18 protein-coding genes and 2 tRNA genes are annotated in these 19,625 nt (G+C 71.8%); 13 read left to right on the top strand and 7 right to left on the bottom strand.

Translation table 11 applies throughout. The annotated features are described in order from the left end of the window. Positions 1 to 66 precede the first annotated feature (66 nt). The 3 genes from BMY89_RS09575 to BMY89_RS09565 all read left to right on the top strand — a co-directional run bounded on the left by BMY89_RS09575 (position 67) and on the right by BMY89_RS09565 (position 3,142). On the top strand, positions 67 to 2,217 hold the full coding sequence (locus BMY89_RS09575) for an ATP-dependent DNA helicase UvrD2 (protein WP_092378193.1): 2,151 nt from the start codon (positions 67 to 69) through the stop codon (positions 2,215 to 2,217). Positions 2,218 to 2,356: 139 nt separating this feature from the next. Beyond that, on the top strand, positions 2,357 to 2,641 hold the full coding sequence (locus BMY89_RS09570) for a hypothetical protein (protein ID WP_092378190.1): 285 nt from the start codon (positions 2,357 to 2,359) through the stop codon (positions 2,639 to 2,641). A 135-nt stretch (positions 2,642 to 2,776) separates the two neighbouring features. Continuing rightward, positions 2,777 to 3,142 carry a WhiB family transcriptional regulator gene (locus tag BMY89_RS09565; RefSeq protein WP_092378188.1) on the top strand — a complete coding sequence of 122 codons (366 nt, stop codon included), beginning with the start codon at positions 2,777 to 2,779 and terminating at the stop codon, positions 3,140 to 3,142. Between the two features lie 404 nt (positions 3,143 to 3,546). Here the strand turns inward: BMY89_RS09565 and BMY89_RS09555 are convergent, their stop codons facing one another. The 3 genes from BMY89_RS09555 to BMY89_RS30305 all read right to left on the bottom strand — a co-directional run bounded on the left by BMY89_RS09555 (position 3,547) and on the right by BMY89_RS30305 (position 6,362). After that, positions 3,547 to 4,875, bottom strand: coding sequence for an ABC1 kinase family protein (locus tag BMY89_RS09555; protein WP_092378183.1), 1,329 nt, complete (start codon positions 4,873 to 4,875; stop codon positions 3,547 to 3,549). A 68-nt stretch (positions 4,876 to 4,943) separates the two neighbouring features. Next, positions 4,944 to 5,999, bottom strand: coding sequence for a hypothetical protein (locus BMY89_RS09550; protein WP_092378182.1), 1,056 nt, complete (start codon positions 5,997 to 5,999; stop codon positions 4,944 to 4,946). Between the two features lie 195 nt (positions 6,000 to 6,194). Further along, positions 6,195 to 6,362, bottom strand: a complete 168-nt coding sequence (locus BMY89_RS30305; protein ID WP_012014940.1) for a DUF5679 domain-containing protein — start codon at positions 6,360 to 6,362, stop codon at positions 6,195 to 6,197. A gap of 529 nt (positions 6,363 to 6,891) precedes the next feature. Between BMY89_RS30305 and BMY89_RS09545 the strand changes: the two genes are divergently transcribed. Together BMY89_RS09545 and BMY89_RS09540 are read left to right on the top strand one after the other, a co-directional pair. Further along, positions 6,892 to 7,413, top strand: a complete 522-nt coding sequence (locus tag BMY89_RS09545) for a M48 metallopeptidase family protein (protein ID WP_092378180.1) — start codon at positions 6,892 to 6,894, stop codon at positions 7,411 to 7,413. A 31-nt stretch (positions 7,414 to 7,444) separates the two neighbouring features. Further along, positions 7,445 to 8,074: a hypothetical protein gene (locus tag BMY89_RS09540; RefSeq protein WP_092378178.1), complete on the top strand. Its 630-nt coding sequence runs from the start codon at positions 7,445 to 7,447 to the stop codon at positions 8,072 to 8,074. A gap of 15 nt (positions 8,075 to 8,089) precedes the next feature. Here the strand turns inward: BMY89_RS09540 and BMY89_RS09535 are convergent, their stop codons facing one another. After that, the gene (locus BMY89_RS09535; RefSeq protein WP_170147620.1) at positions 8,090 to 9,388 is read right to left on the bottom strand and encodes a zinc-dependent metalloprotease; all 1,299 of its coding nucleotides are present in this window, start codon (positions 9,386 to 9,388) and stop codon (positions 8,090 to 8,092) included. 111 nt (positions 9,389 to 9,499) lie between these two features. On the opposite strand from BMY89_RS09535, the gene BMY89_RS09530 reads away from it, so the two are divergent. From BMY89_RS09530 to BMY89_RS09505, 6 genes are all read left to right on the top strand, one after another. Next, on the top strand, positions 9,500 to 10,513 hold the full coding sequence (locus BMY89_RS09530; RefSeq protein WP_092378172.1) for a YlbL family protein: 1,014 nt from the start codon (positions 9,500 to 9,502) through the stop codon (positions 10,511 to 10,513). A gap of 192 nt (positions 10,514 to 10,705) precedes the next feature. Continuing rightward, positions 10,706 to 13,726 carry a UPF0182 family membrane protein gene (locus tag BMY89_RS09525; RefSeq protein WP_175510333.1) on the top strand — a complete coding sequence of 1,007 codons (3,021 nt, stop codon included), beginning with the start codon at positions 10,706 to 10,708 and terminating at the stop codon, positions 13,724 to 13,726. Positions 13,727 to 13,857: 131 nt separating this feature from the next. Then, positions 13,858 to 13,931: transfer RNA gene (locus BMY89_RS09520), tRNA-Met, on the top strand. Between the two features lie 170 nt (positions 13,932 to 14,101). Continuing rightward, positions 14,102 to 14,175: transfer RNA gene (locus BMY89_RS09515), tRNA-Met, on the top strand. 109 nt (positions 14,176 to 14,284) lie between these two features. After that, the gene (locus BMY89_RS09510) at positions 14,285 to 14,539 is read left to right on the top strand and encodes a hypothetical protein (RefSeq protein WP_092378168.1); all 255 of its coding nucleotides are present in this window, start codon (positions 14,285 to 14,287) and stop codon (positions 14,537 to 14,539) included. A gap of 63 nt (positions 14,540 to 14,602) precedes the next feature. Beyond that, entirely contained in the window at positions 14,603 to 15,433 is an 831-nt protein-coding gene (locus BMY89_RS09505) for a phosphoribosylaminoimidazolesuccinocarboxamide synthase (RefSeq protein WP_092378165.1), read from the top strand. A 29-nt stretch (positions 15,434 to 15,462) separates the two neighbouring features. Here the strand turns inward: BMY89_RS09505 and BMY89_RS09500 are convergent, their stop codons facing one another. After that, positions 15,463 to 15,933 (bottom strand): ATP-binding protein, encoded by a 471-nt coding sequence (locus BMY89_RS09500; RefSeq protein WP_092379207.1) that lies wholly within the window; start codon positions 15,931 to 15,933, stop codon positions 15,463 to 15,465. Between the two features lie 116 nt (positions 15,934 to 16,049). Between BMY89_RS09500 and macS the strand changes: the two genes are divergently transcribed. Next, on the top strand, positions 16,050 to 17,174 hold the full coding sequence (gene macS / locus BMY89_RS09495; protein WP_232521156.1) for a MacS family sensor histidine kinase: 1,125 nt from the start codon (positions 16,050 to 16,052) through the stop codon (positions 17,172 to 17,174). Continuing rightward, positions 17,171 to 17,833, top strand: a complete 663-nt coding sequence (locus BMY89_RS09490) for a response regulator (protein ID WP_092378163.1) — start codon at positions 17,171 to 17,173, stop codon at positions 17,831 to 17,833. The genes macS and BMY89_RS09490 overlap by 4 nt, the downstream gene beginning before the upstream one ends. 19 nt (positions 17,834 to 17,852) lie before the next feature. Here BMY89_RS09490 and BMY89_RS09485 read toward each other — a convergent pair whose 3' ends face one another. Both BMY89_RS09485 and BMY89_RS09480 read right to left on the bottom strand, forming a co-directional pair. Further along, positions 17,853 to 18,425, bottom strand: coding sequence for a DUF5709 domain-containing protein (locus tag BMY89_RS09485; RefSeq protein ID WP_092378161.1), 573 nt, complete (start codon positions 18,423 to 18,425; stop codon positions 17,853 to 17,855). Between the two features lie 99 nt (positions 18,426 to 18,524). Further along, entirely contained in the window at positions 18,525 to 19,520 is a 996-nt protein-coding gene (locus tag BMY89_RS09480) for an SDR family oxidoreductase (protein ID WP_092378159.1), read from the bottom strand. Between the last annotated feature and the right edge of the window lie 105 nt (positions 19,521 to 19,625).

Here is a 19,625-nt window from a genome sequence, read left to right as displayed (position 1 = left end):
GGCTGGTCGCCGATCAACACACACTAACCGCTGCAACGTCGACAGAAGCTGCGACAATTCCCCGCTGTGGTGGTTAACTCCGCGTCCGAACGCGTGCTCGCCGGGCTCGATCCGGAGCAACGCTCGGCCGTGACCGCCCCCGCCGGCCCGGTCTGCGTGCTCGCCGGCGCGGGTACGGGCAAGACCCGGGCCGTCACGTCCCGGATCGCCTACCGGGCGTTGACCGGTGAGATATCGGCCCGGCACGTGCTCGCGGTCACCTTCACCGCCCGGGCCGCCGCCGAGCTGCGGCACCGTCTCGCCGTGGCCGGCGTTGCCGGTGTGCAGGCACGCACCTTCCACGCGGCGGCCCTGCGCCAGGTCCGCTACTTCGCGCCCCGACTGCTCTACGGGCGGGCCATGCCCGAGCTGCTGGACAGCAAGGTCCGGCTGGTCACCCTCGCCGCCGCCCGGGCCGGACTGCGGGCCGACCGGACGGCTGCCCGGGACCTCGCCAGCGAGATCGAATGGGCCAAGTCGTCCCTGGTCGAGCCGGGCGAGTACGTGGTGGCGGCAGCCAAGGCGCTGCGCGAGACCCCGCACGAGCCGACGAAGGTCGCCGAGGTCTTCGTGGCGTACGAGAAGCTCAAGCGCGCCGGTGGTGTGATCGACTTCGAGGACGTGCTGCGCGCCGCGGTCTGGGGTATCGAGGAGCACCCGGACGTCGCCGAGCAGGTCCGCAACCAGTACCGGCACTTCGTCGTCGACGAGTACCAGGACGTCAACCCGTTGCAGCAGCGGCTGCTGGACGTCTGGCTCGGCGGCCGGGACGACGTGACCGTGGTCGGCGACGCCAGCCAGACGATCTACTCGTTCACCGGGGCGACGTCGTCGTACCTGGTCGACTTCCCGCGCCGCAACCGGGGCGCGACCGTGGTCCGGTTGGTCCGTGACTACCGGTCCACCCCGCAGGTGGTCGGCCTCGCCAACGCGGTCATCTCCCAGGCGCGGGGCGTCGAGTCGCGGCTGCGCCTGGAACTGGTCGGCCAGCGGCCGGCCGGCCCCGAGCCGGAGCGGCGCATCTTCACCGATGAGCCGGCCGAGGCCAACGCGGTCGCCGCCCGCTGCCGCGCGCTGATCGACGCCGGTACGCCGGCCCGCGAGATCGCCGTGCTGTTCCGCACCAACGCGCAGTCCGAGGCGTACGAGAAGGCGCTCGCCGAGGCCGGCGTGCCGTACCTGGTGCAGGGCGCGGAGCGGTTCTTCGAACGGACCGAGGTGCGGCAGGCGATGGTGGCGCTACGCGCGGCCACCCGGTCGCTCCCCGGCGAGACCCCGCTGCCGGCAGCCGTGGTCGAGGCGCTCGCCGCGCTCGGGTGGGCGCCCGACGCGCCCCCGCCCGGTGGGGCGGCCCGGGAGCGTTGGGAGGCGCTGGCCGCGCTGGTCCAACTCGCCGAGGAGTACGCGAGCACACCCGACCTGGTGCCCCTGGGGGTGGCCGCCACGGTCGAGCGCCCGGTCACCCTGACCGACTTCACCGAGGAGCTGGCCCGGCGGGCGGCCCAGCAGCACGCGCCGACAGTGGACGGCGTGACTCTGGCCTCGCTGCACTCCGCCAAGGGGCTGGAGTGGGACGCGGTCTTCCTGGTCGGCCTCGCCGACGGCACCCTGCCCACCACGTACGCACGCACCGCCGAACAGGTCGAGGAGGAGCGCCGGCTGCTCTATGTCGGCATCACCCGGGCCCGTCAGTGGCTCTGGCTGTCGTACGCCTCGGCGCGCTCGCCCGGCGGCCGGCCCCGACGGCCGTGCCGGTTCCTTCCCCAGATGGCTCCCGCCGCTGGGGTGGAGCGGGCCACCGGAGGCCGGCCTACCCGCGGTCCGCAGCGGCGCGTCACCCGGATCGTGTCCTGTCGGATCTGCGGTACGACCCTGCTCGCCGGGCCGGACCGCAAGCTCGGTCGCTGCGCCACCTGCCCGTCGGACATCGACGACGAGCTGCACGAGCGGTTGCAGGAGTGGCGGTCCCGGGTGGCCGGCGCGCAGAAGGTTCCCGCCTACGTGGTCTTCACCGACGCGACGCTGGTCGCGCTGGCCGAACGGCGGCCGGGCCGGGCCGAGGACCTGGTCGCGATCGCCGGCATCGGGCCGCGCAAACTGGGCCTGTACGGGGAGGCGGTGCTGGCGCTGGTGGGGGGCGCCGCGGTCGACGAAATCTGCCCTCAGAAAAGTTTCTAAATCTGACCGTTAATTCGTTTGCCCTCGCCCCACCGGCCGTCATAGCCTCAGAACACACCTCGAGAGGGGGCCCTGTTCGGGCTGCTCACGGGGTTTGTGTCCGGGTCGACCACGAGTGAACGTCAAGGAGGTGGCACCAATGGAGAGCTACATCTACCAGCGTCCGACGGCGCTGCCCGTTGCCGTCGCTCCGTTGTCGGCTGCCCTGACCACCGTCACCCCGGTGACGGAAGGCCGGGTCACCACCGTCGCCGCGCGACCGTGGGCTCCGCAGGTTCACCGGGTCGAGGTTCAGGCCGAGCTGATTCTCGCACCGATGCCGAACGGGCTCCAGGGGAGCAGTGGCTTCACGGGCAAGGGCGTCGATGGCGCCAACAAGCGGATGGACGTCCGCGGTGTTCCACCTCGAGGTAGACCGGTCTGACACCAGACCACCGGCTCACCTCGAGGCCGCGGAACCCGCATACCGGGATCCGCGGCCTCAGTTTTTTTTGCACCGCCGAAGTACGTCGGAACAGCGATCCACGAGATCGCAGTGTGAGAGAGAGGTGACCGGGCGATGAGTCTGGCGTTGGCCCCGCTCGACGTGAGCGTCGAGGTGGAGGCGAACCTGCCCTGCCGGAAGTTCGACCCCGACCTGTGGTTCTCCGACTCACCCACCCAGCTGGAACTGGCCAAGTCGCTCTGCGGGGACTGCCCGCTGCGCGTCGAGTGCCTGGCCGGCGCGGTGGAGCGGGCCGAGCCGTGGGGCGTCTGGGGTGGCGAGATCTTCGAGCGCGGCGCGGTCGTTCCGCGGAAGCGGCCCCGTGGCCGTCCGCGCAAGGAGGACCTGGCCCGTGACGCGGAGCTGCGGGTCGAGGCCGAGGCGCGGCTGGCGGCCAACGGTCTTGCCACGTCGCGCAACGCTGTCTGGCTGGCGGCCTGACATGTTCCCGATTCGAACCAACCCCGCCGGCGTCAAGCCGGTCGACAGAGAGCTGACCACCATGCTGCACCTTCCGAACGGAGCCGAGATGTACCTACTCAACGAAGCGTTGTCGAAGGTTCGAATGCTCCGGCCTCAGGCCGGTCGCAGCACCACGAGCACTGAGGCAACCCGATCCGCCCGTACCGTCGCCATGTCCGGCCGTGCCCGGTCGGCTCGCGAACTGGGCGTTCTGTAGGACGACGCAACTCAGGCGGCGGGCGGGGACCGATCGGTCCCCGCCCGCCGCTCAGTTAAGGAAGGGCCCCCTCTTAACGCCTGCAGTAGTAAAGGGGCCCCCTGTTATCAAGGGACATGAGGTCGCCCGGTAGCAGCAGCGAACAGCCGGGGAGCCCGGTGCCCGGTCAGCTGACCGGAGCGAAGCCGGGCAGCCAGCGTTCCAGGATGCCGCGGTAGGGGGCCTTGGCCTCAAGTTGGCACAGCACCCCGATCGACCCGAGCGTCACCCGGTGGATGAGCAGGTACGACGGCGGCAGGTTGAGCTGCCGGCTGAACTGGTAGGCCGGGGAGCGCGGACTGGCCAGTCGAGTGGCCTCGGCACGCAGCCAGGCGCGGGTGAACCGGAATTCGTCGGCGGCGATCGGTTCCAGCATCGGACGCAGAAAGTCCAGCAGCGCGTGCGCGTCGACCGGCTCGTCGGAGCTGACGAAGCCCTCGGCCCGCAGGCCGGCCACCACCTCGGCGGCGTCACCACGCAGGGCCATCCCGGCGATGCGGCCGATCGGCTCCGGCGTACCCTCCGGCATCCTGGCCACCGCCCCGAAGTCGATCACCCCGAGCCGACCGTCAGGCAGCATCCGGAAGTTGCCCGGATGTGGGTCGGCGTGCAGCAGCCCGGCCCGGGCCGGCGCGGACAGGTGCAGGGTGGCCATCAGCCGCCCCGCCTCGTCCCGCTGCTCCTCGCTGCCGGCGCGGATGATGTCGGCCAGCGGGGTGCCCTCGATCCATTCAGTGATCAGCACCCGGGGCGAGGCGAAGAAGACGGCCGGCACGTAGATCTCCGGGTCGTCGGCGTACGCGACGGCGAAGGCCCGCTGCGACTCCGCCTCCAGTTCGTAGTCCAGCTCCTCGGTGATCCGTTCCCGCAGCTCGGCCAGGAGCGGTTTGATGTTCAGCCCGGGCTGGATGGCCCGGAACATGCCGCCCAGCCGGGACAGCTGCTTGAGGTCGGCGAGCAGGGCGTCGCCGGCTCCCGGGTACTGGATCTTGACGGCGGCGTCCCGGCCGGTGCCGTCCGGCAGCCGCCACACCGCCCGGTGCACCTGGCCGATACTGGCCGCGGCGGCCGGGGAGTCGTCAAAGCTCACGAACCGGTCCCGCCAGGCAGGGCCCAACTGCTCGGCCAACACCTTGTGCACGCTGGCGGCGGGCAGCGGCGGTGCGGCCTCCTGGAGTTTCGTCAGGGCCTGCCGGTAGGGCGCGGCGATCTCGTCCGGCAGGGCGGCCTCGAAAACCGACAGCGCCTGACCGAACTTCATCGCCCCGCCCTTGAGCTGGCCGAGGACGCTGAACAACTGCTCGGCGGTGCGCTGCTGGATCTCCGCGGAGATCACGTCGGAGGCGAGCCCGGTGACGCGCTTTCCCATGCCGAGAACGGTCCGGCCGGCGAAGCCGAGCGGCAGAGCGGCGAGCTTGGCTGTCCGGGACACGGCCCGGCGCGGGATGTCGGTCACCTGGTCATTGTTACCGACTCGGCCGGCCCGTTGCTGCCGTGCGGCCGGCTCCGTCTCTCGCGCACCGGCTACTCGCCGCATCGGCACCGGGGATGCGGTGGCCAGAGTCGCCGGCGGAGGCTGCCCGGGGCCACCACCTCGGCCGCCCCGCCGAGGGTCTCCGGGGTACCGCCGTCGAGCTGGGCCAGCGCCTCGGCGACGGCGTACCCGGTCGCCGTCAGCAGGAGGCTCGTGGCGCAGGCCGGCTCGGTCGGGCCGGTGGCGAGGTGGGCGGCGAGCACCGGCCAGTCCGGGTCCCGGTCGGCGCGATGCAGGTCGAGACAGCGCAAGCACGGGCCGGCGGGAGGGCGGACCAGTGGACCGACGGTCGGTACCCCCTCCCGTAGCTCGACCAGCAGGTGCGGCTGTCGCCGTTGGGCGTGACCGGCGGCGAGCAGCGCGGCCGGTCGGTCGGCGCCGAGCTGGATCACCAGGTCGGGCCGGGGCCGGCGGAGGGCGCCGGTCGCGGTGCCGGGGGCGGCGCGTTGCAGGGCCGCCCGGACGGTGGCGCCGAGCGGGCGCCCGATCTCGCCGGCGGCGATGCCGGTGCCGACGAGGTCGACCGGACGGACCGCGCCGGGCAGGTCGGGATGGATGTGCCCGACGCCGGCCTGGGCCAGGGCGACGGCGATGGCAGCGCCGAGCGACCCGGTGCCGGTGACCGTCACCCGGGCGGCCAGCCGGCGCCGGAGCACCTGGGCCGGGGTGCCCGGCAACCGGGCGGCGGCGAGCGCGAGCGCGCCGGCCTCCGCGGCGAGCCGGGTGCGTCGTGGCTCGGCGAGGTCCCGAGGTACCAGGGTGTGTGCCGGCACCACCAGGCCGGCAGCAGACAGGGCGTCGAGCAGGGCGCGGGCGTGCTCGGGGCGGACACCCGTACCGGTCGTGCCGGTCAGCACCTGTCGCTCGCTGCGGGTGCCGTCGAGCAGGTCGAGCAACCGGGCGGCCCGGGGGTCGGCGACCTCGACCAGGACGGCCCGCTCCTGGCCGAGCCCGAGTTGGAGAGTGTGCCGGTCGCGCCAGAACCGGCTGAGCCCGGGTAGTAGCCGGGGGCGGAGGGACGGCGGGCGTGCGGTGGACTGCGCCATGGGCACGGATCGTTACCGAGTCCATGCTTTCCGTCGATCGTTGTCCACAGGTGGCCAGCCCCAGGTCCAGGGTTGTCCACAGGATTCGGCGAGATATCCACAACCTGCGGGTAGCAGAGTCGGTCGTCCGACAGTGACCGGGGAGACGTGAAAGGGGGTGGCCGCGGCCACCCCCTTTCCTGCGGTACGCGTACGTCAGACCTTCGCTTTGCCCAGGATGCGGTTCACTGTTGTGCCACACACCGGACACTTGCCCTTGGCCATGTTCATGCCGGTCTTCGAGACCTCGACACGGCCTTCGAAGTCCCGCTTCTCCTTGCACTTGACGCAGTAACCGTTGTAGGTCTGGGCCTGGTCGGCCACGATGTCCTCCTCGTCTCGTCCGCCGGTCGGACCGACCCGGCGGGGTTCCCGGCGGCGGTCGCGTACGGCGCCCGGCGCTGGGCATCTTCCGTGGCCACCCACGTGACCACTGGTTGGCGGACCCTACCCAGGTGTGGGCGGTTCCATGTCAGCTGCGCATTGCCACTGTGAGCAAGGCGACGTCGAGAGTGTGCACGGCGAATTGGGTCAGATCAGCCAGTTTGGCGGGGACACGCCGACCGGGGGCCCGCAATTGCGCAGGTGATGCCCCCAGGCGGGGGATGAGACCCCGGTGTGCGGCCCGAGAAATGATCACTTACCGTGGTGGTCGGCCCGCGTGTGACACTCGCCGACCACCACGAAGGGTGATCGTGACGCGTACAGCGGGTCCGGCAAGAATTTTTTCGGGACTCCTGGCGACCAATCCCCACTTTCCGGACGCGTGTCGGGGGGTTGACTCTTGCGGACCCCTGGTCACAACGCATTAGCTTGCCAACGTGACAGCAAACCGAGGCTGCGCGGTCCACTGATGGCTGGGGCGCGGAAGCCGGTCGTCGAGGTGCGGCGCAGCCAGCGCCGGCGACGCACGGTGTCCGCCTACCGTGACGGTGAGCGGGTGGTGGTCCTCATCCCGGACCAGTTCTCCCGCGCCGAGGAGAGCGAGTGGGTCGACCGGATGCTCGCTCGGCTCGCCGCTCGGGAGGGGCGCCTGACCCGCTCCGACGCGGAGCTGCTGGCCCGGGCGAACCGGTTGATCAAACTCTACCTGGCTGAGTACGGCGACCAGGCCCTGCCGGCCAGCGTTCGATGGGTGAGTAACCAGAACGGCCGGTGGGGCTCCTGCACCCCGGCGGACCGCTCGATCCGGCTGTCGCACCGGATCCAGGAGATGCCGGACTGGGTGATCGACTACGTGCTGCTGCACGAGTTGGCCCACCTCATCGTGCCCAGCCACGACGGTCAGTTCTGGTCCCTGGTCGGCCGGTATCCGAGGACCGAACGCGCCCGGGGTTACCTGGAGGGCGTGGCGGCCGTCGCCGGCACCCCCTGACCGCCCGGCAGCGCGACGGTAGGGTCGGAGGATGGCCCGACGTGTGGTGGTGGCGTTGCTCGCGCCGGTCGCCTGGGCGCCGCCCGGCATCGACCCGGTCGATTGGCGCACGGCCCTCGCCGAGGACGTGGTGGACCTGCTCGCCACCCTCAACGAGGTGGACACCGCGGTGGCGGTCACCCAGGCCGACCGCTGGCTGGCCGACGCGGTGATCTGGCCCGGCACGACCGTCTACGAGGTGCCCGAGCCGACCCCGAACGCGGTGCTCGCCGCCCTCGACTCGTCGGTCGACGCGCCGGGCGGTTACGAGCAGGCCGCGGTGGTCGCGGGGGACGCCCCCGACCTGCCCGGGCTCACCGTCGGCAAACTGCTGCGTCCGCTCACCAGCCGGCCGGTCGCCCTCGCCCCGGTCGAGGGCAGCCTCCCCGGGCTGCTCGGGGTGGCGGCACGGCTTCCCGTACCGTCGTGGCTGCCGCCGCTGGACATGGATGCCGCAGTGCCCGCAGCTGTGCGTGCGGCCGCGCCCCGCCCGGGTGAGCTGGCGGTGACGCCGTCCTGGCACCGGCTGCGCGGCCCGGCGGACCTGGCCCGGCTCGACCCGGCCCTGGGCGGGTGGGAGAACACCCGCGCCCTGCTCTCCGGCGCAGGTCGGCGCGGCTGACGCCGCCGCTGACGGTCAGGAGCGCTTCTCGCCGTCCTCGGGTCCGTCGGGGCCCTCGATCTCGCCGGGCGCCTTCTCCTCCGGGCCACCCGGGGCGGAGAAGTCGAAGTTCTCCAGCTCGGTCATCAGATCCACGTCGGCCATGGCGAAGGCGACCGGGTCGGCGAAGTCGTCGTCGGAGGGCAGCAGGTCGGGGTGTCCCCACAGCGCGTCCCGGCCGGCGATGCCCCGGTGCTTGGTGAGCGCCGCCCAGAGCGCGGCAGCCTCCCGCAGCCGGCGGGGGCGCAGCTCCAGCCCGACCAGGGCGGCGAAGGTCTGCTCGGCCGGTCCGCCGGCCGCCCGACGTCGGCGGAACGCCTCGCCCAGCGACACCACGTTCGGCAACCGGCCGGCCGCCGCGCCGTCCACCACGTGGCAGACCCAGCCCTCGACCAGGGCGAGGGCGGTCTCCAACCGGGCCAGCGAGGCCTTCTGCGCCGGGCTGTCCTCCGGGGTGAAGATGCCCTCCAGGGCGATCGCCTGCATCGACTCCGGGTCGGTCGGGTCGACCCGCCCCATCGCCTCCTCGATCGCCTCCCGGTTGACCCGGATGCCGGCGGCGTAGGTCTCCACGGCGTTGAGGACGTGCCCGCGCAGCCACGGCACGTGCTCGAAGAGTCGCTGGTGCGCGGCCTCGCGCAGGGCCACGTAGAGGCGTACCTCGTCCTCGGGCAGCTCCAGGCCCTCGCCGTACGCCTTGATGTTGGCCGGGACCAACGCGGCGGTGCCGGCCGGGCCGAGCGGCAGGCCGATGTCGCCGGCGGAGAGCACCTCCGCGGCGAGCGACCCGAGCGCCTGACCGAGCTGGCCGCCGAAGAGCGCCCCACCCAGGGTCGCCACCATCGACTGCATCGGGCCGAGCTGAGCTCGGGCCTCCGGCGGCACCAGGTCTCCCATCGCGCCGACCATCCGGCTGGCCACCGGATCGCACAGCTTGCGCCACACGTCGAGCGTCTTGAAGATCCACTCGTTCCGGTTCCAGGCGATGGTGTTCCGGATGCCCGAGGGCAGGGCGGAGGCCGGCTCCAGCCAGAGATCGGCGATGCGCAGCGCCTCCTCCACCGCGTTGCGCTCGTACGGCGAGACCGCCGGGTCACCCGACGCGGCGAGCTGGCTGGCCGCCACCTGGCGGGCCAGATCCCAGTTGACCGGCCCGCTCCCCGGCGCGGAGAGCAGGTGCTGCAACTGCGACATGAACTGCTGCATCTGCGCGGGGTCGTTGGGATCGGGCGGCTGCCCACCCGGAAGCGCGAAACCGAACGGAATATCAGGCACGACGTCTACGGTACGCGGGCGATGCCCCCGGCTGCCGCCACCGCGGTTGCGCTGAGGGCGAAGTCGTCGTGGCGGTCGGGAGCCGTCACCCGGGTCGGTACGCTCTGCCGCATGAGACGTCGCGGCGTGACCGTCCTGCTCGGTGCACTGCTCACCGCTCTGCTCAGCATCGGGGTGCTCGGCGCGCCCGTCCCGTACGTGGTGCTCGGTCCCGGCCCGACCGTTGACACCGTGGGACGGGAGGACGGCAAGGAGGTCATCCAGGTCAGCGGGCGGGAGACCTCCACCTCGGCAGGTCAGCTGCGGCTGACCACGGTGGGTGTGCAGCCCGGCGTCAAACTGCGCTCGGCCATCCAGGGCTGGCTCTCCGACGAGCAGGCGGTGGTGCCGCGCGAGCTGGTCTACCCGCCGGGGGAGAGTCAGGAGGAGGTGGAACAGCGCAACGCCGAGGACTTCCAGGTCTCGCAGACCAGCGCCGAGACCGCCGCGCTGCGGGAGCTCGGGTACGAGGTGCAGGTCGTGGTCAAGACGGTCGCGGCCGACGGCCCGGCGGCCGGGTTGCTCCGCCCGGGCGACGTGGTCACGTCGGTGGACGGGGCGGCGGTGCCGCTCGCCTCCCGGCTGACGGAGCTGATCAGGGCGAAGCCGGCGGGTACGGCGCTGCGGATCGGCTACACCCGCGACGGTGTCGCCCGCACCGACACGGTCACCAGCCGCGAGCAGGACGGCCGGCCCCGGATCGGGATCGAGATCGAGCAGCAGCAGCCGCACCCGTTCACCCTCTCCTTCGACCTGCGGGACATCGGCGGTCCCAGCGCGGGCCTGATGTTCGCCCTCGGCATCATCGACAAGCTGACCCCGGAGGACCTGACCGGCGGCCGGGTCATCGCCGGCACCGGCACCATCGACGACTCCGGGCAGGTCGGCCCGATCGGCGGCATCCCGCAGAAGCTGGTCGGGGCGAAGCGGGCCGGCGCGACGGCGTTCCTGGTACCGGCGGCGAACTGCGCCGAGGCGACACGTAACCGGCAGCCGGACCTGCCGTTGGTGCGGGTGGGTTCGCTCGACGAGGCGCTCGACGCACTGGAGACGCTGCGCGCCGGGGGTGCGCCCACGCTCTGCTGATCCGCGCGCCGGACCTGCACGTTGCGCGTCGACCGCGTCGACGTCGGACGCTTGCGGCCGGGCCGTACGGTCGGATCGCGACCGGGCGCCGCAGGCGCGGCACGACCTTCCGCCGACGCCTTCAGGAACACCCCGTACTCTGGGTCCCTGATCGGAGCCGATCATAACGAGCGTGCGGAGCCAACAGTGGTCATGCGTAGCAGCAGCCCCCTGCCGAGGATGAGCCGACGCGGACGCGTCACAATCGGTGTTCTGATCGGGGTGTTCGTCCTGTTCACCCTGCTCGGCTGGGGGGTGCAGGCCTGGACGGACTGGCTCTGGTTCTCCGAGGTCGACTACACCGAGGTCTTCAGAGGGGTGCTGGTCACCCGGCTGCTGCTCTTCCTGGCCGCCGGCCTGGCCATGGCGGCTATCGTCGGTGGCAACCTCTGGCTCGCGCAACGGCTGCGTCCCCGGATGCGCCCGCACTCCCCGGAACAGGCCACCCTGGAGCGCTACCGGATGCTGCTCGGCCCCCGGCTCGGGCTGTGGATCACGGTGGCCGCCGCTGTCGTCGGTCTCTTCGCCGGGCTGTCGGCGCAGAGCCGCTGGAACCAGTGGCTGCTCTTCCTGCACGGCGGAAACTTCGGTGTCGACGACCCGGAGTTCGGCGTCGACATCGGCTTCTACGTCTTCCAACTGCCGTTCTGGCGGTTCCTGCTCGGGCTCGGCTTCACCGCGGTGGTACTGGCCCTGATCGGCTCGCTGGCCGTGCACTACCTCTTCGGCGGGGTGCGCCTGCAGGGCGTCGGTGACCGGATGAGCAACGCCGCCCGCGCCCACCTGAGCACGCTGGCCGCGGTCTTCGTCCTGCTCAAGGCGGTCGCGTACGTGCTGGACCGGCGGTCGATGCTGCTGGAGTACAACGACGGGGTGGGTGTCTACGGCGCCGGGTACGCCGACATCAACGCGCTGCTGCCGGCCAAGGAGATCCTCGCCTACATCTCCGTGGTGGTGGCGATCGCGATCATCGTCTTCTCCAATGCCTGGATGCGTAACCTGGTCTGGCCGGGCATCTCCCTGGCGCTGCTCGGGGTCTCCGCGGTCGCGATCGGCGGCATCTACCCGTGGGCGGTGCAGACGTTCGAGGTCAAGCCCAGCGCCCGGGACAAGGAGGCGCCGTACATCCAGCGCAGCATTGACGCCACCCGCGCTTCGTACGGTCTGGCCGACGCCCAGACCTCGGCGTACGCGGCCAGCAATCTGACCCCGCCGGAGAGCCTGGCCACCGACACCTCGGTGGTGCCGAACGCGCGGCTGCTCGACCCGCAGCTGGTCAGCGAGACCTACACCCAGCTCCAGCAGGTCCGTGGCTTCTACGACTTCGGCCCCAAGCTCGACATCGACCGGTACGCGGTCGACGGGGAGACCCAGGACTACGTGGTCGGGGTACGCGAGATCAACTACGGCGAGCTGACCGCCCAGCAGAGCAACTGGATCAACCGGCACACCGTCTACACCCACGGGTACGGGGTGGTGGCCGCCCCCGCCAACCAGGTGGTCTGTGGTGGTCAGCCGTTCTTCGTCTCCGGTTTCCTGGGCGACCGGTCGCAGGAATCCTGTTCCTCGCCCACCGACCAGATTCCGGCGAGCCAGCCGCGGATCTACTACGGCGAGCGGATGCAGGACGGCGACTACGCCATCGTCGGCAAGCCAAACCCGGACGCCAACCCCGCCGAGTTCGACCGGCCCGCCGGCGAGAGCGGCGAGGAGGGTAGCGAGTCGTACTACACCTACACCGGTTCCGGCGGCGTCGACGTCGGCTCGTTCGGCCGGAAGCTGCTCTACGCGATCAAGGAGCAGGAGGCGAACTTCCTGCTCTCCGAGGCGGTCAACGAGAACTCCAAGCTGCTCTACGTGCGTAACCCCCGGGACCGGGTGGAGAAGGTCGCGCCGTTCCTCACCCTGGACGGCGACCCCTACCCGGCGGTGGTGGACGGCCGGGTGCAGTGGATCGTGGACGGCTACACGACCGCCGCCACCTACCCGTACGCCGAGCGGGTCAACCTTCAGCAGGAGACGACCGACGAGCTGACCGGTCGCGGCACCATCCAGCTGGCCCGGGAGAACGTCAACTACATCCGCAACTCGGTCAAGGCGACCGTCGACGCGTACGACGGCACGGTCGTCCTCTACGAGTTCGACGAGAACGACCCGGTGCTCAAGGCGTGGAACAAGGCGTTCGGCGGTGACCTGATCAAGCCGCGGGCGGAGATCCCGCCGGCGCTGGCCGACCACTTCCGGTACCCGGCCGACCTGTTCAAGGTGCAGCGCAACCTGCTGACCCGGTTCCACGTCACCAACCCCGGTGACTTCTACTCCGGGCAGGACTTCTGGCAGGTGCCGAACGTGCCGGACGCGCCCGACAGTGGGCAGAAGCAGCCGCCGTACTACCTCTACACGCAGTTCCCCGGCCAGGAGGCGCCGCGCTTCCAACTCACCAGCGCGGTCACCCCGAACGGCCGGCAGAACCTGGCCGCGCTGATCTCCGGGTCGTACCAGGACGGCAGGCCGACGTTGCAGGTGCTGGAGCTGCCCGACCAGACCCGGGTTTCCGGCCCGGTGCAGGTGCACCAGCAGATGACCAACAACGCCAACATCCGCCAGCAGCTGAACCTGCTCTCCTCGAACCAGGCCCAGGTGCAGTACGGCAACCTGCTCTCGCTGCCGTTCGGCAACGGGATGCTCTACGTCGAGCCGGTCTACGTGAAGAGCAACCAGCAGGACGCGTACCCGCTGCTGCAGAAGGTGCTGCTCTCCTACGGTGACGGCGGTTCCTTCGTGGTGCTGGCCGACAACCCGACGGACGGCATCAGGCAACTCGTCGAGCAGGGCAAGCGGGCGGCGGCCGGCAACCCGCCGCCGGCCACGGGCGAGGAGCCGCCGCCAGCGGGCGAGGAACCGCCGGCTTCGCCGACGGCGACACCTCCGCCGTCGCCGGGCGGCGAGGCACCGCCGCTCACCGGAGAACTGGGGGCGGCCGCCGACCGGGTGCAGGCGGCGATCACCGAGGTGCGGGCCGCGCAGGCGTCCGGTGACTTCGAGCGGTACGGCCGCGCGCTCAAGGCGCTGGACGAGGCGTTGACCGCGTTCCAGCAGGCTCAGCAGGCGGCCGGCGGGTCCGGCGCGCCGAGTGGTGCGGAACCGACCGGTAGCCCGTCACCCACGGGCTGACGACCGACCGACAGGGCCCGCGGCCCGGCGATCCTCTGGTCGCCGCCGCGGGCCCTGTCGTTGGCGCTGCGGGCCGCACCGTGGGTCGTTTTGCGGCGGCCCGGGGTGGTGCGCTACGGTAGATCTACCGACGCGGGGTGGAGCAGCTCGGTAGCTCGCTGGGCTCATAACCCAGAGGTCGCAGGTTCAAATCCTGTCCCCGCTACTACCAGAAACTGGCTCCGGACTCGTCCGGGGCCAGTTTTTCGTTCCGTGCCAGGTCCGTCTCGGCAGACCCGCTGACGTGGGCGCGATTGACGCCGCACGCTCCGGCGGATCGGGTACCGGGGGTGAGTGAATGGGGCGGGAGCGGGTGGGGTAGGGTGGATCTAGCGACGCGGGGTGGAGCAGCTCGGTAGCTCGCTGGGCTCATAACCCAGAGGTCGCAGGTTCAAATCCTGTCCCCGCTACGGTCAGTCGACGGCCCCGGATTCATCCGGGGCCGTCGACTTTTTCGGTGAACTCGCCGGTCACCGCTGTTCACCGTCCGCAGTTGCGCGTGTCGGCGAGGATGGCTGCATGTCTTCCTTCGGCAAGTGGTGGGGACGTCTCGGCACGCTGCTGGGTACGGTCGTGCTGACGGTGTTCGTCCCGGTGGCAGCCTGGGCCTCGACCGGTACCGGCGAACTGGTCGTAGAGGCGGCCCGGCGGCGCGGACGCGGCTTCGGCGTCTTCGGTTTCCTGAGTCTGCTCTGCTGCCTGGTGGTGGTGGCCGTGGTCGTCGTGTTGTTGATCCGGCTGACCCGCGGCCGTCGCGGCGGTCCGCCGCGCTGACGGGCCGCCCAGGCCCCAGGTCCGCCACCGGTGGTAGCTCCGCCGCGTGGTCTACTTGTCCGCGTGGAACTTCTGCATTCGGGCAAGGTGAGGGACGTCTACGCCGATGGCGACGATCTGATCCTGGTCGCCTCGGATCGCATCTCCGTCTACGACGTGGTGCTGCCGACCCCGATTCCGGACAAGGGCAAGCTGCTCACCGCCCTGTCGCTGTGGTGGTTCGAGCAGCTCGCCGACCTGGTGCCCAACCATGTCATCTCGGCCACCGACGTGCCGGCGGAGTTCGCCGGCCGGGCGATCCGCTGTCGCCGACTGGAGATGGTCCCGGTCGAGTGCGTCGCCCGGGGTTTCCTCACCGGCGGCGGCATGAAGGAGTACGAGGCCACCGGAGCGGTCTCCGGCGTCGAACTGCCACGCGGCCTGGTCGAGGCGTCCATCCTGCCCGAGCCGATCTTCACCCCGTCGACGAAGGCGCCGGTCGGTGAGCACGACGAGCCGATGACCTTCGCGGAGGTGGTCGACAAGGTCGGCGCGGAGACCGCCGAGCGGCTGCGGCAGCTGACCATCGACGTGTACTGCCGGGGTGCCGAGCTCGCCGCCGACCGGGGAATCCTGGTCGCCGACACCAAGATCGAAGTCGGTTGGGCGCCGGACGGGACGCTGGTTCTCGCCGACGAGTTGCTCACCCCCGACTCGTCCCGGTTCTGGCCGGCGGAGTCCTACCAACCGGGCCGCGCGCAGTTCTCCTACGACAAGCAGCACGTGCGGGACTGGGCGGCTGACAGCGGCTGGGACAAGCAGGCCCTGGCGCCCGAGGTGCCGCCCGAGGTGGTCGAATCCACCAGGGCCCGCTACATCGATGTCTATGAGAAGCTGACCGGCAACCGCTGGTAGCGCGCCGCCGATGGCCGCGGGTGGGGACGCTACTCGCTGCGGTGGCGGCCGACGTGCTGTTCGGCGGGGACGGTCGCGGTGGTGATGCGTACCGTGGTGCCGGCCGGACCGGTCTCGACGTCCATCGCGTCGGTCAGCTCGCGGGCCAGCCAGAGGCCCCAGCCGCCGGCCGTCTCGGGTGCCGGTCGGCTGCGGTTGGCGAGATCCTGCGGGGTGATGCCCTGGCCATGGTCGGACACCTCGCAGAGCACCAGTCCCGGGTCCTGCCACAGTCGTAGCCAGCCCCGACCGCCGCCGTGCCGCACCGCGTTGGTGATCAGCTCGTTGACGGCGAGCACGAAGTCGTCCAGTCGCTCGTCGAGCAGCCCGGCCGCGCGTGCACAGGAGGCGACCGAGTGTCTGAGCTCGGTCACCTGGGCCTGGTCGAAGGCGTCGGCGATCAGGAGGGCGTGTTCGATGGGCACCACCGTACGCGGTGTGGGGGATTCTCCGTTCGTCATGGCCCTGTCCCGACAAGAGATCACAAAGGTTTACGCGGCTTTTACCACCGTACGTCAGTGTTCGTGGAACCACATCGGCGGCAGGGGGCCCGACCGGCTATGGCATCGTGACGCACGTGCCCGCGCCCGGTGCTTTCGAGGTCCCGCTCTGGCGGGCCGTCGCGGTCTTCCGGGTGGCTTCCCTGGCGTACGTCTGCGTGGTGCTGATCCGCGACGCGGACCGGTACGCCCACCCCTTCGCCGCCGGTGCGTTGGTGCTGGTGATGGCGGTCTGGACCAGCGTGACCGCGGTCGGCTACGCGAACCCGGCCCGGCGTGGCTGGCCACTGCTCCTGGCCGATCTGGGCATCGTCGTGGCGATCCTGGTCGCCACGCCGTGGGTGATGGGCCGGCCGGCGCTCGCTGCCGGGCTGCCCACCCTGCCGGTGGCCTGGCTGAGCGGGCCGGTGCTGGCCTGGGCCGTCTCCGGGGGGCGGCGGCGCGGGACGATCGCCGCGCTCGTGCTCGGCGCGACCGACCTCTCGACGCGGGGCGTGGTCACCCCGAGCGCGTTCAACGGGGCGATCCTCATGCTGCTCGCCGGCGTGGTGGTCGGGCATGTGGCCCGGCTGACGGTGACCGCCGGGGAACGGCTGCAACGGGCGATCGAGCTGGAGGCCGCCACCCGGGAGCGGGAGCGGCTGGCCCGCGACATCCACGACTCGGTGCTCCAGGTGCTCGCCCTGGTGCAGCGGCGCGGCGCCCGACTTGACGGTGAGGCGGGCGAACTGGCCCGGCTCGCCGGTGAGCAGGAGGCCGCGCTGCGGGCGTTGATATCCGGCGCCGGGCCGGTGCCGGCCGGTGCCCCCGACGTGCCGGAGGACCTACGCGCGCTGCTCGGCCGGTACGCCTCGGCCACCGTGTCGCTGTCGGTACCGGCCACCCCGGTGTCGTTGCCCCCGGCGGTGGCCCGCGAACTGGCGGCGGCGGCCGGGGCGGCGCTGGACAACGCGGCCCGGCACGGTGGTGGGCGAGCCTGGGTCCTGGTCGAGGACGAGGGCTCGGCGGTGACCGTGTCGATCCGGGACGAGGGGCCGGGTTTCCCGCCGGGCCGGCTGGACCAGGCCGCGGCCCAGGGTCGGTTGGGCGTGGCGCAGGCGATCCGGGGTCGGCTCGCCGATCTGGGCGGAACCGCCCGGATCAGCTCGACGCCGGATGCCGGTACCGAGGTCGAACTCACCGTGCCCAGGAGGCAAGCATGAGCGGCGTGCGGGTCATGGTCGTCGACGACCACCCGATGTGGCGGCAGGGTGTGGCCCGTGACCTCGCCGAGGCGGGCCACCAGGTGGTGGCCGTCTGCGGTGAGGGCCGCCAGGCGATCCGGGTGGTCGCCGCCGCCCGGCCCGACGTGGTGGTGCTCGACCTGCAGCTGCCGGACATATCCGGGGTCGAGGTGATCCGTGGACTGCGCGCGGCCCGGCCGGAGGTGCGGGTGCTGATGCTCTCCGCCAGTGGTGAGCAGCAGGGCGTGCTGGACGCGGTGAAGGCCGGGGCTACCGGCTACCTGCTGAAATCCGCTGCCCTGGCGGAGTTCCTGGAGGCGGTGCGTCGTACCGCGGCGGGGGAGCCGGTCTTCACTCCCGGGCTGGCCGGGCTGGTGCTCGGTGAGTACCGCAGGCTGGCCGCCGCCGGGCAGGGCGCGGCGGCGGGCACGGCGGACGCGGCACCCCGGCTCACCGACCGGGAGACCGAGGTGCTGCGCCTGGTGGCCAAGGGGATGTCGTACCGGCAGATCGCCGAGCGGCTCGGGTTGTCACACCGCACGGTGCAGAACCACGTGCAGAACACGCTCGGCAAGCTTCAGCTGCACAACCGGGTCGAACTCACCCGGTACGCGATCGAGCGCGGCCTGGACGACTGAACCGTTCGTCTGCGCCCGGTCAGACCGAGTGCGGTGGCCGGGTCTCGTGCACGGCCAACTCCTCGGCGCTGGCTCCGCCGCCGGCGGCACCCGCGTCATACGCGATCGAATCGGTCTCCTGGTCGGTGTGCGCACCCTCGTCCGGTTCGACCAGCCGGCCCACCGTGGCATCGGCCACGCTGCCCAGCTGGCCGTGGTCGTAGAGCGAGACCGGGGAGTTCGGGTCGGAGGTGGGTCCGGGGTCGATGACGTCGGCGTCGAGCTGCGCCTGCGCCGCCTGTTCCCGACTGTCCGCCTCGGCCGCGATGTCCGGGTCCACCGGGCCGGCCAGCGGATCGTCGACCGGGATCTCGAACTGCTCCCGGTCGAGTTTGTAGTCCAGCGACTCGCCGTCGAGCTGCTCGGCGGCGGTGGTGCCGAACTCGTCCACGGCCACCGGAGTGCGGTCGCCGGGCAGCTGAGCCGGTGCCGGGCCGTCCGCCTCGCGGCCGGTCAGCACGTCGTCGCCGGCCGTCGAGTCGTCATCGGCGGTGTCGGGCAGGCCGTCGGCCTCCGGATCGGAGACGGGGGTCGGGTACTCGTCGTCGCGCATGACTGACCACTACCCGCTGCCCTCCCGCCGTAACCGGTCCCGCCCCCGCCGATCCCGCCGTACCGCCTCCCGCCCCCGCGTGGATCCGGCGGTAACCGGTCAGCGGGGGGAGCGGGCGCGGCGGGTCATCGCGGCGACCGTCCCCACGGCGGTGCCGGCGGCGGCGAGCCCGAAGGCGGTGATCCGGACCAGCTGCCGGCGCCGGCCGTGCCAGCCGCCCTCCGGCATCGCCGTACCGTCGGGCTGGAAGACGTTCCCGGTGCTCTCCCACTCGGGCGCCGGCCCGAACTGGGTGCGCTGGGCGTACCAGCCGAGGATCCGTTCGGCCAGTGCCGGAGCGAGCCGCCACTGCAGGCCGATCAGCCGGGCGGCCCCGCCGGCGTACGCCTCCCGTCGGGGCCGGTACAGCAGCCGGACGATCGTCTCCGCGACCACCTCCGGGGGGTAGAGCGGCGGAGGCGGCACAAGCTGCCGGCCGCTGTGGTTGGCGGCGTGCCGGAAGAAGGGTGTGTCGATGGTGGCGGGCAGCACGGTGCAGACCGAGATGGCGCTGCGGCCGGTGATCCGTAGCTCCTGCCGGACCGTGTCGGCCAGCCCGCGGATGCCGTGCTTGGCGGCGTTGTAGGCGGACTGGTACGGCATCGCCACCTCGGCCAGCACCGAGGCGTTGTTGACCAGGACGCCGCCACCGGCCGCACCGAGATGCGGCAGGGCGGCCCGCATGCCGTGCGCGGTGCCGAGGAGGTTCACCTCCAGCACCCGGCGGAGTTCGGCCAGCGGGATCTCGTCGAAGAGCCCGACCGTGCCGACCGCCGCGTTGTTGATCCAGGCGTCGATCCGGCCGAACTCCGCCGCAGCGGTGGCCGCCAGTCGATGCACCGCGGCCGGGTCCGTCACGTCGGTGGGTACGACCAGGGTGCGCCCGCCCAGCTCACGACAGTGCCGGGCCACCTCGCGCAGGGCCGGCTCGGTGCGGGCGGCCAGCACGACGGTGCTCCCGCGACGGGCCAGGGCGTACGCGGTCGCCGTGCCGATACCGCTGGAGGCACCGGTGATCACCACGGTCGCGTCGGCGAGCCTTCGGGCGAGGGGCATTCCTCATCGGTACCCCGCAGTGTCCGGGTCATGCCGCCGAGCACACCCCCGATCTGCGATGTTTCGGCTCGTCGGACCCCGGTTAATGGGACGCTCTGACCGGAG

This window comes from Micromonospora phaseoli (genome assembly GCF_900109115.1).
Taxonomy (GTDB): domain Bacteria; phylum Actinomycetota; class Actinomycetes; order Mycobacteriales; family Micromonosporaceae; genus Micromonospora; species Micromonospora phaseoli.
This window is presented reverse-complemented; position numbering and strand designations above follow the sequence as displayed.

What these genes read in the sequence shown, in the direction of transcription:
- BMY89_RS09550 (WP_092378182.1), bottom strand. Translation starts at nt 5,999, where the DNA reads ATGGCGCAGTCCACCGCACGCCCGCCGTCCCTCCGCCCCCGGCTACTA.
- BMY89_RS09530 (WP_092378172.1), top strand. Translation starts at nt 9,500, where the DNA reads ATGAGACGTCGCGGCGTGACCGTCCTGCTCGGTGCACTGCTCACCGCT.
- BMY89_RS09500 (WP_092379207.1), bottom strand. Translation starts at nt 15,933, where the DNA reads ATGACGAACGGAGAATCCCCCACACCGCGTACGGTGGTGCCCATCGAA.
- BMY89_RS09510 (WP_092378168.1), top strand. Translation starts at nt 14,285, where the DNA reads ATGTCTTCCTTCGGCAAGTGGTGGGGACGTCTCGGCACGCTGCTGGGT.
- BMY89_RS09570 (WP_092378190.1), top strand. Translation starts at nt 2,357, where the DNA reads ATGGAGAGCTACATCTACCAGCGTCCGACGGCGCTGCCCGTTGCCGTC.
- BMY89_RS09525 (WP_175510333.1), top strand. Translation starts at nt 10,706, where the DNA reads ATGCGTAGCAGCAGCCCCCTGCCGAGGATGAGCCGACGCGGACGCGTC.
- BMY89_RS09480 (WP_092378159.1), bottom strand. Translation starts at nt 19,520, where the DNA reads ATGCCCCTCGCCCGAAGGCTCGCCGACGCGACCGTGGTGATCACCGGT.
- BMY89_RS09490 (WP_092378163.1), top strand. Translation starts at nt 17,171, where the DNA reads ATGAGCGGCGTGCGGGTCATGGTCGTCGACGACCACCCGATGTGGCGG.
- BMY89_RS09485 (WP_092378161.1), bottom strand. Translation starts at nt 18,425, where the DNA reads ATGCGCGACGACGAGTACCCGACCCCCGTCTCCGATCCGGAGGCCGAC.
- BMY89_RS09565 (WP_092378188.1), top strand. Translation starts at nt 2,777, where the DNA reads ATGAGTCTGGCGTTGGCCCCGCTCGACGTGAGCGTCGAGGTGGAGGCG.
- BMY89_RS09545 (WP_092378180.1), top strand. Translation starts at nt 6,892, where the DNA reads ATGGCTGGGGCGCGGAAGCCGGTCGTCGAGGTGCGGCGCAGCCAGCGC.
- BMY89_RS09540 (WP_092378178.1), top strand. Translation starts at nt 7,445, where the DNA reads ATGGCCCGACGTGTGGTGGTGGCGTTGCTCGCGCCGGTCGCCTGGGCG.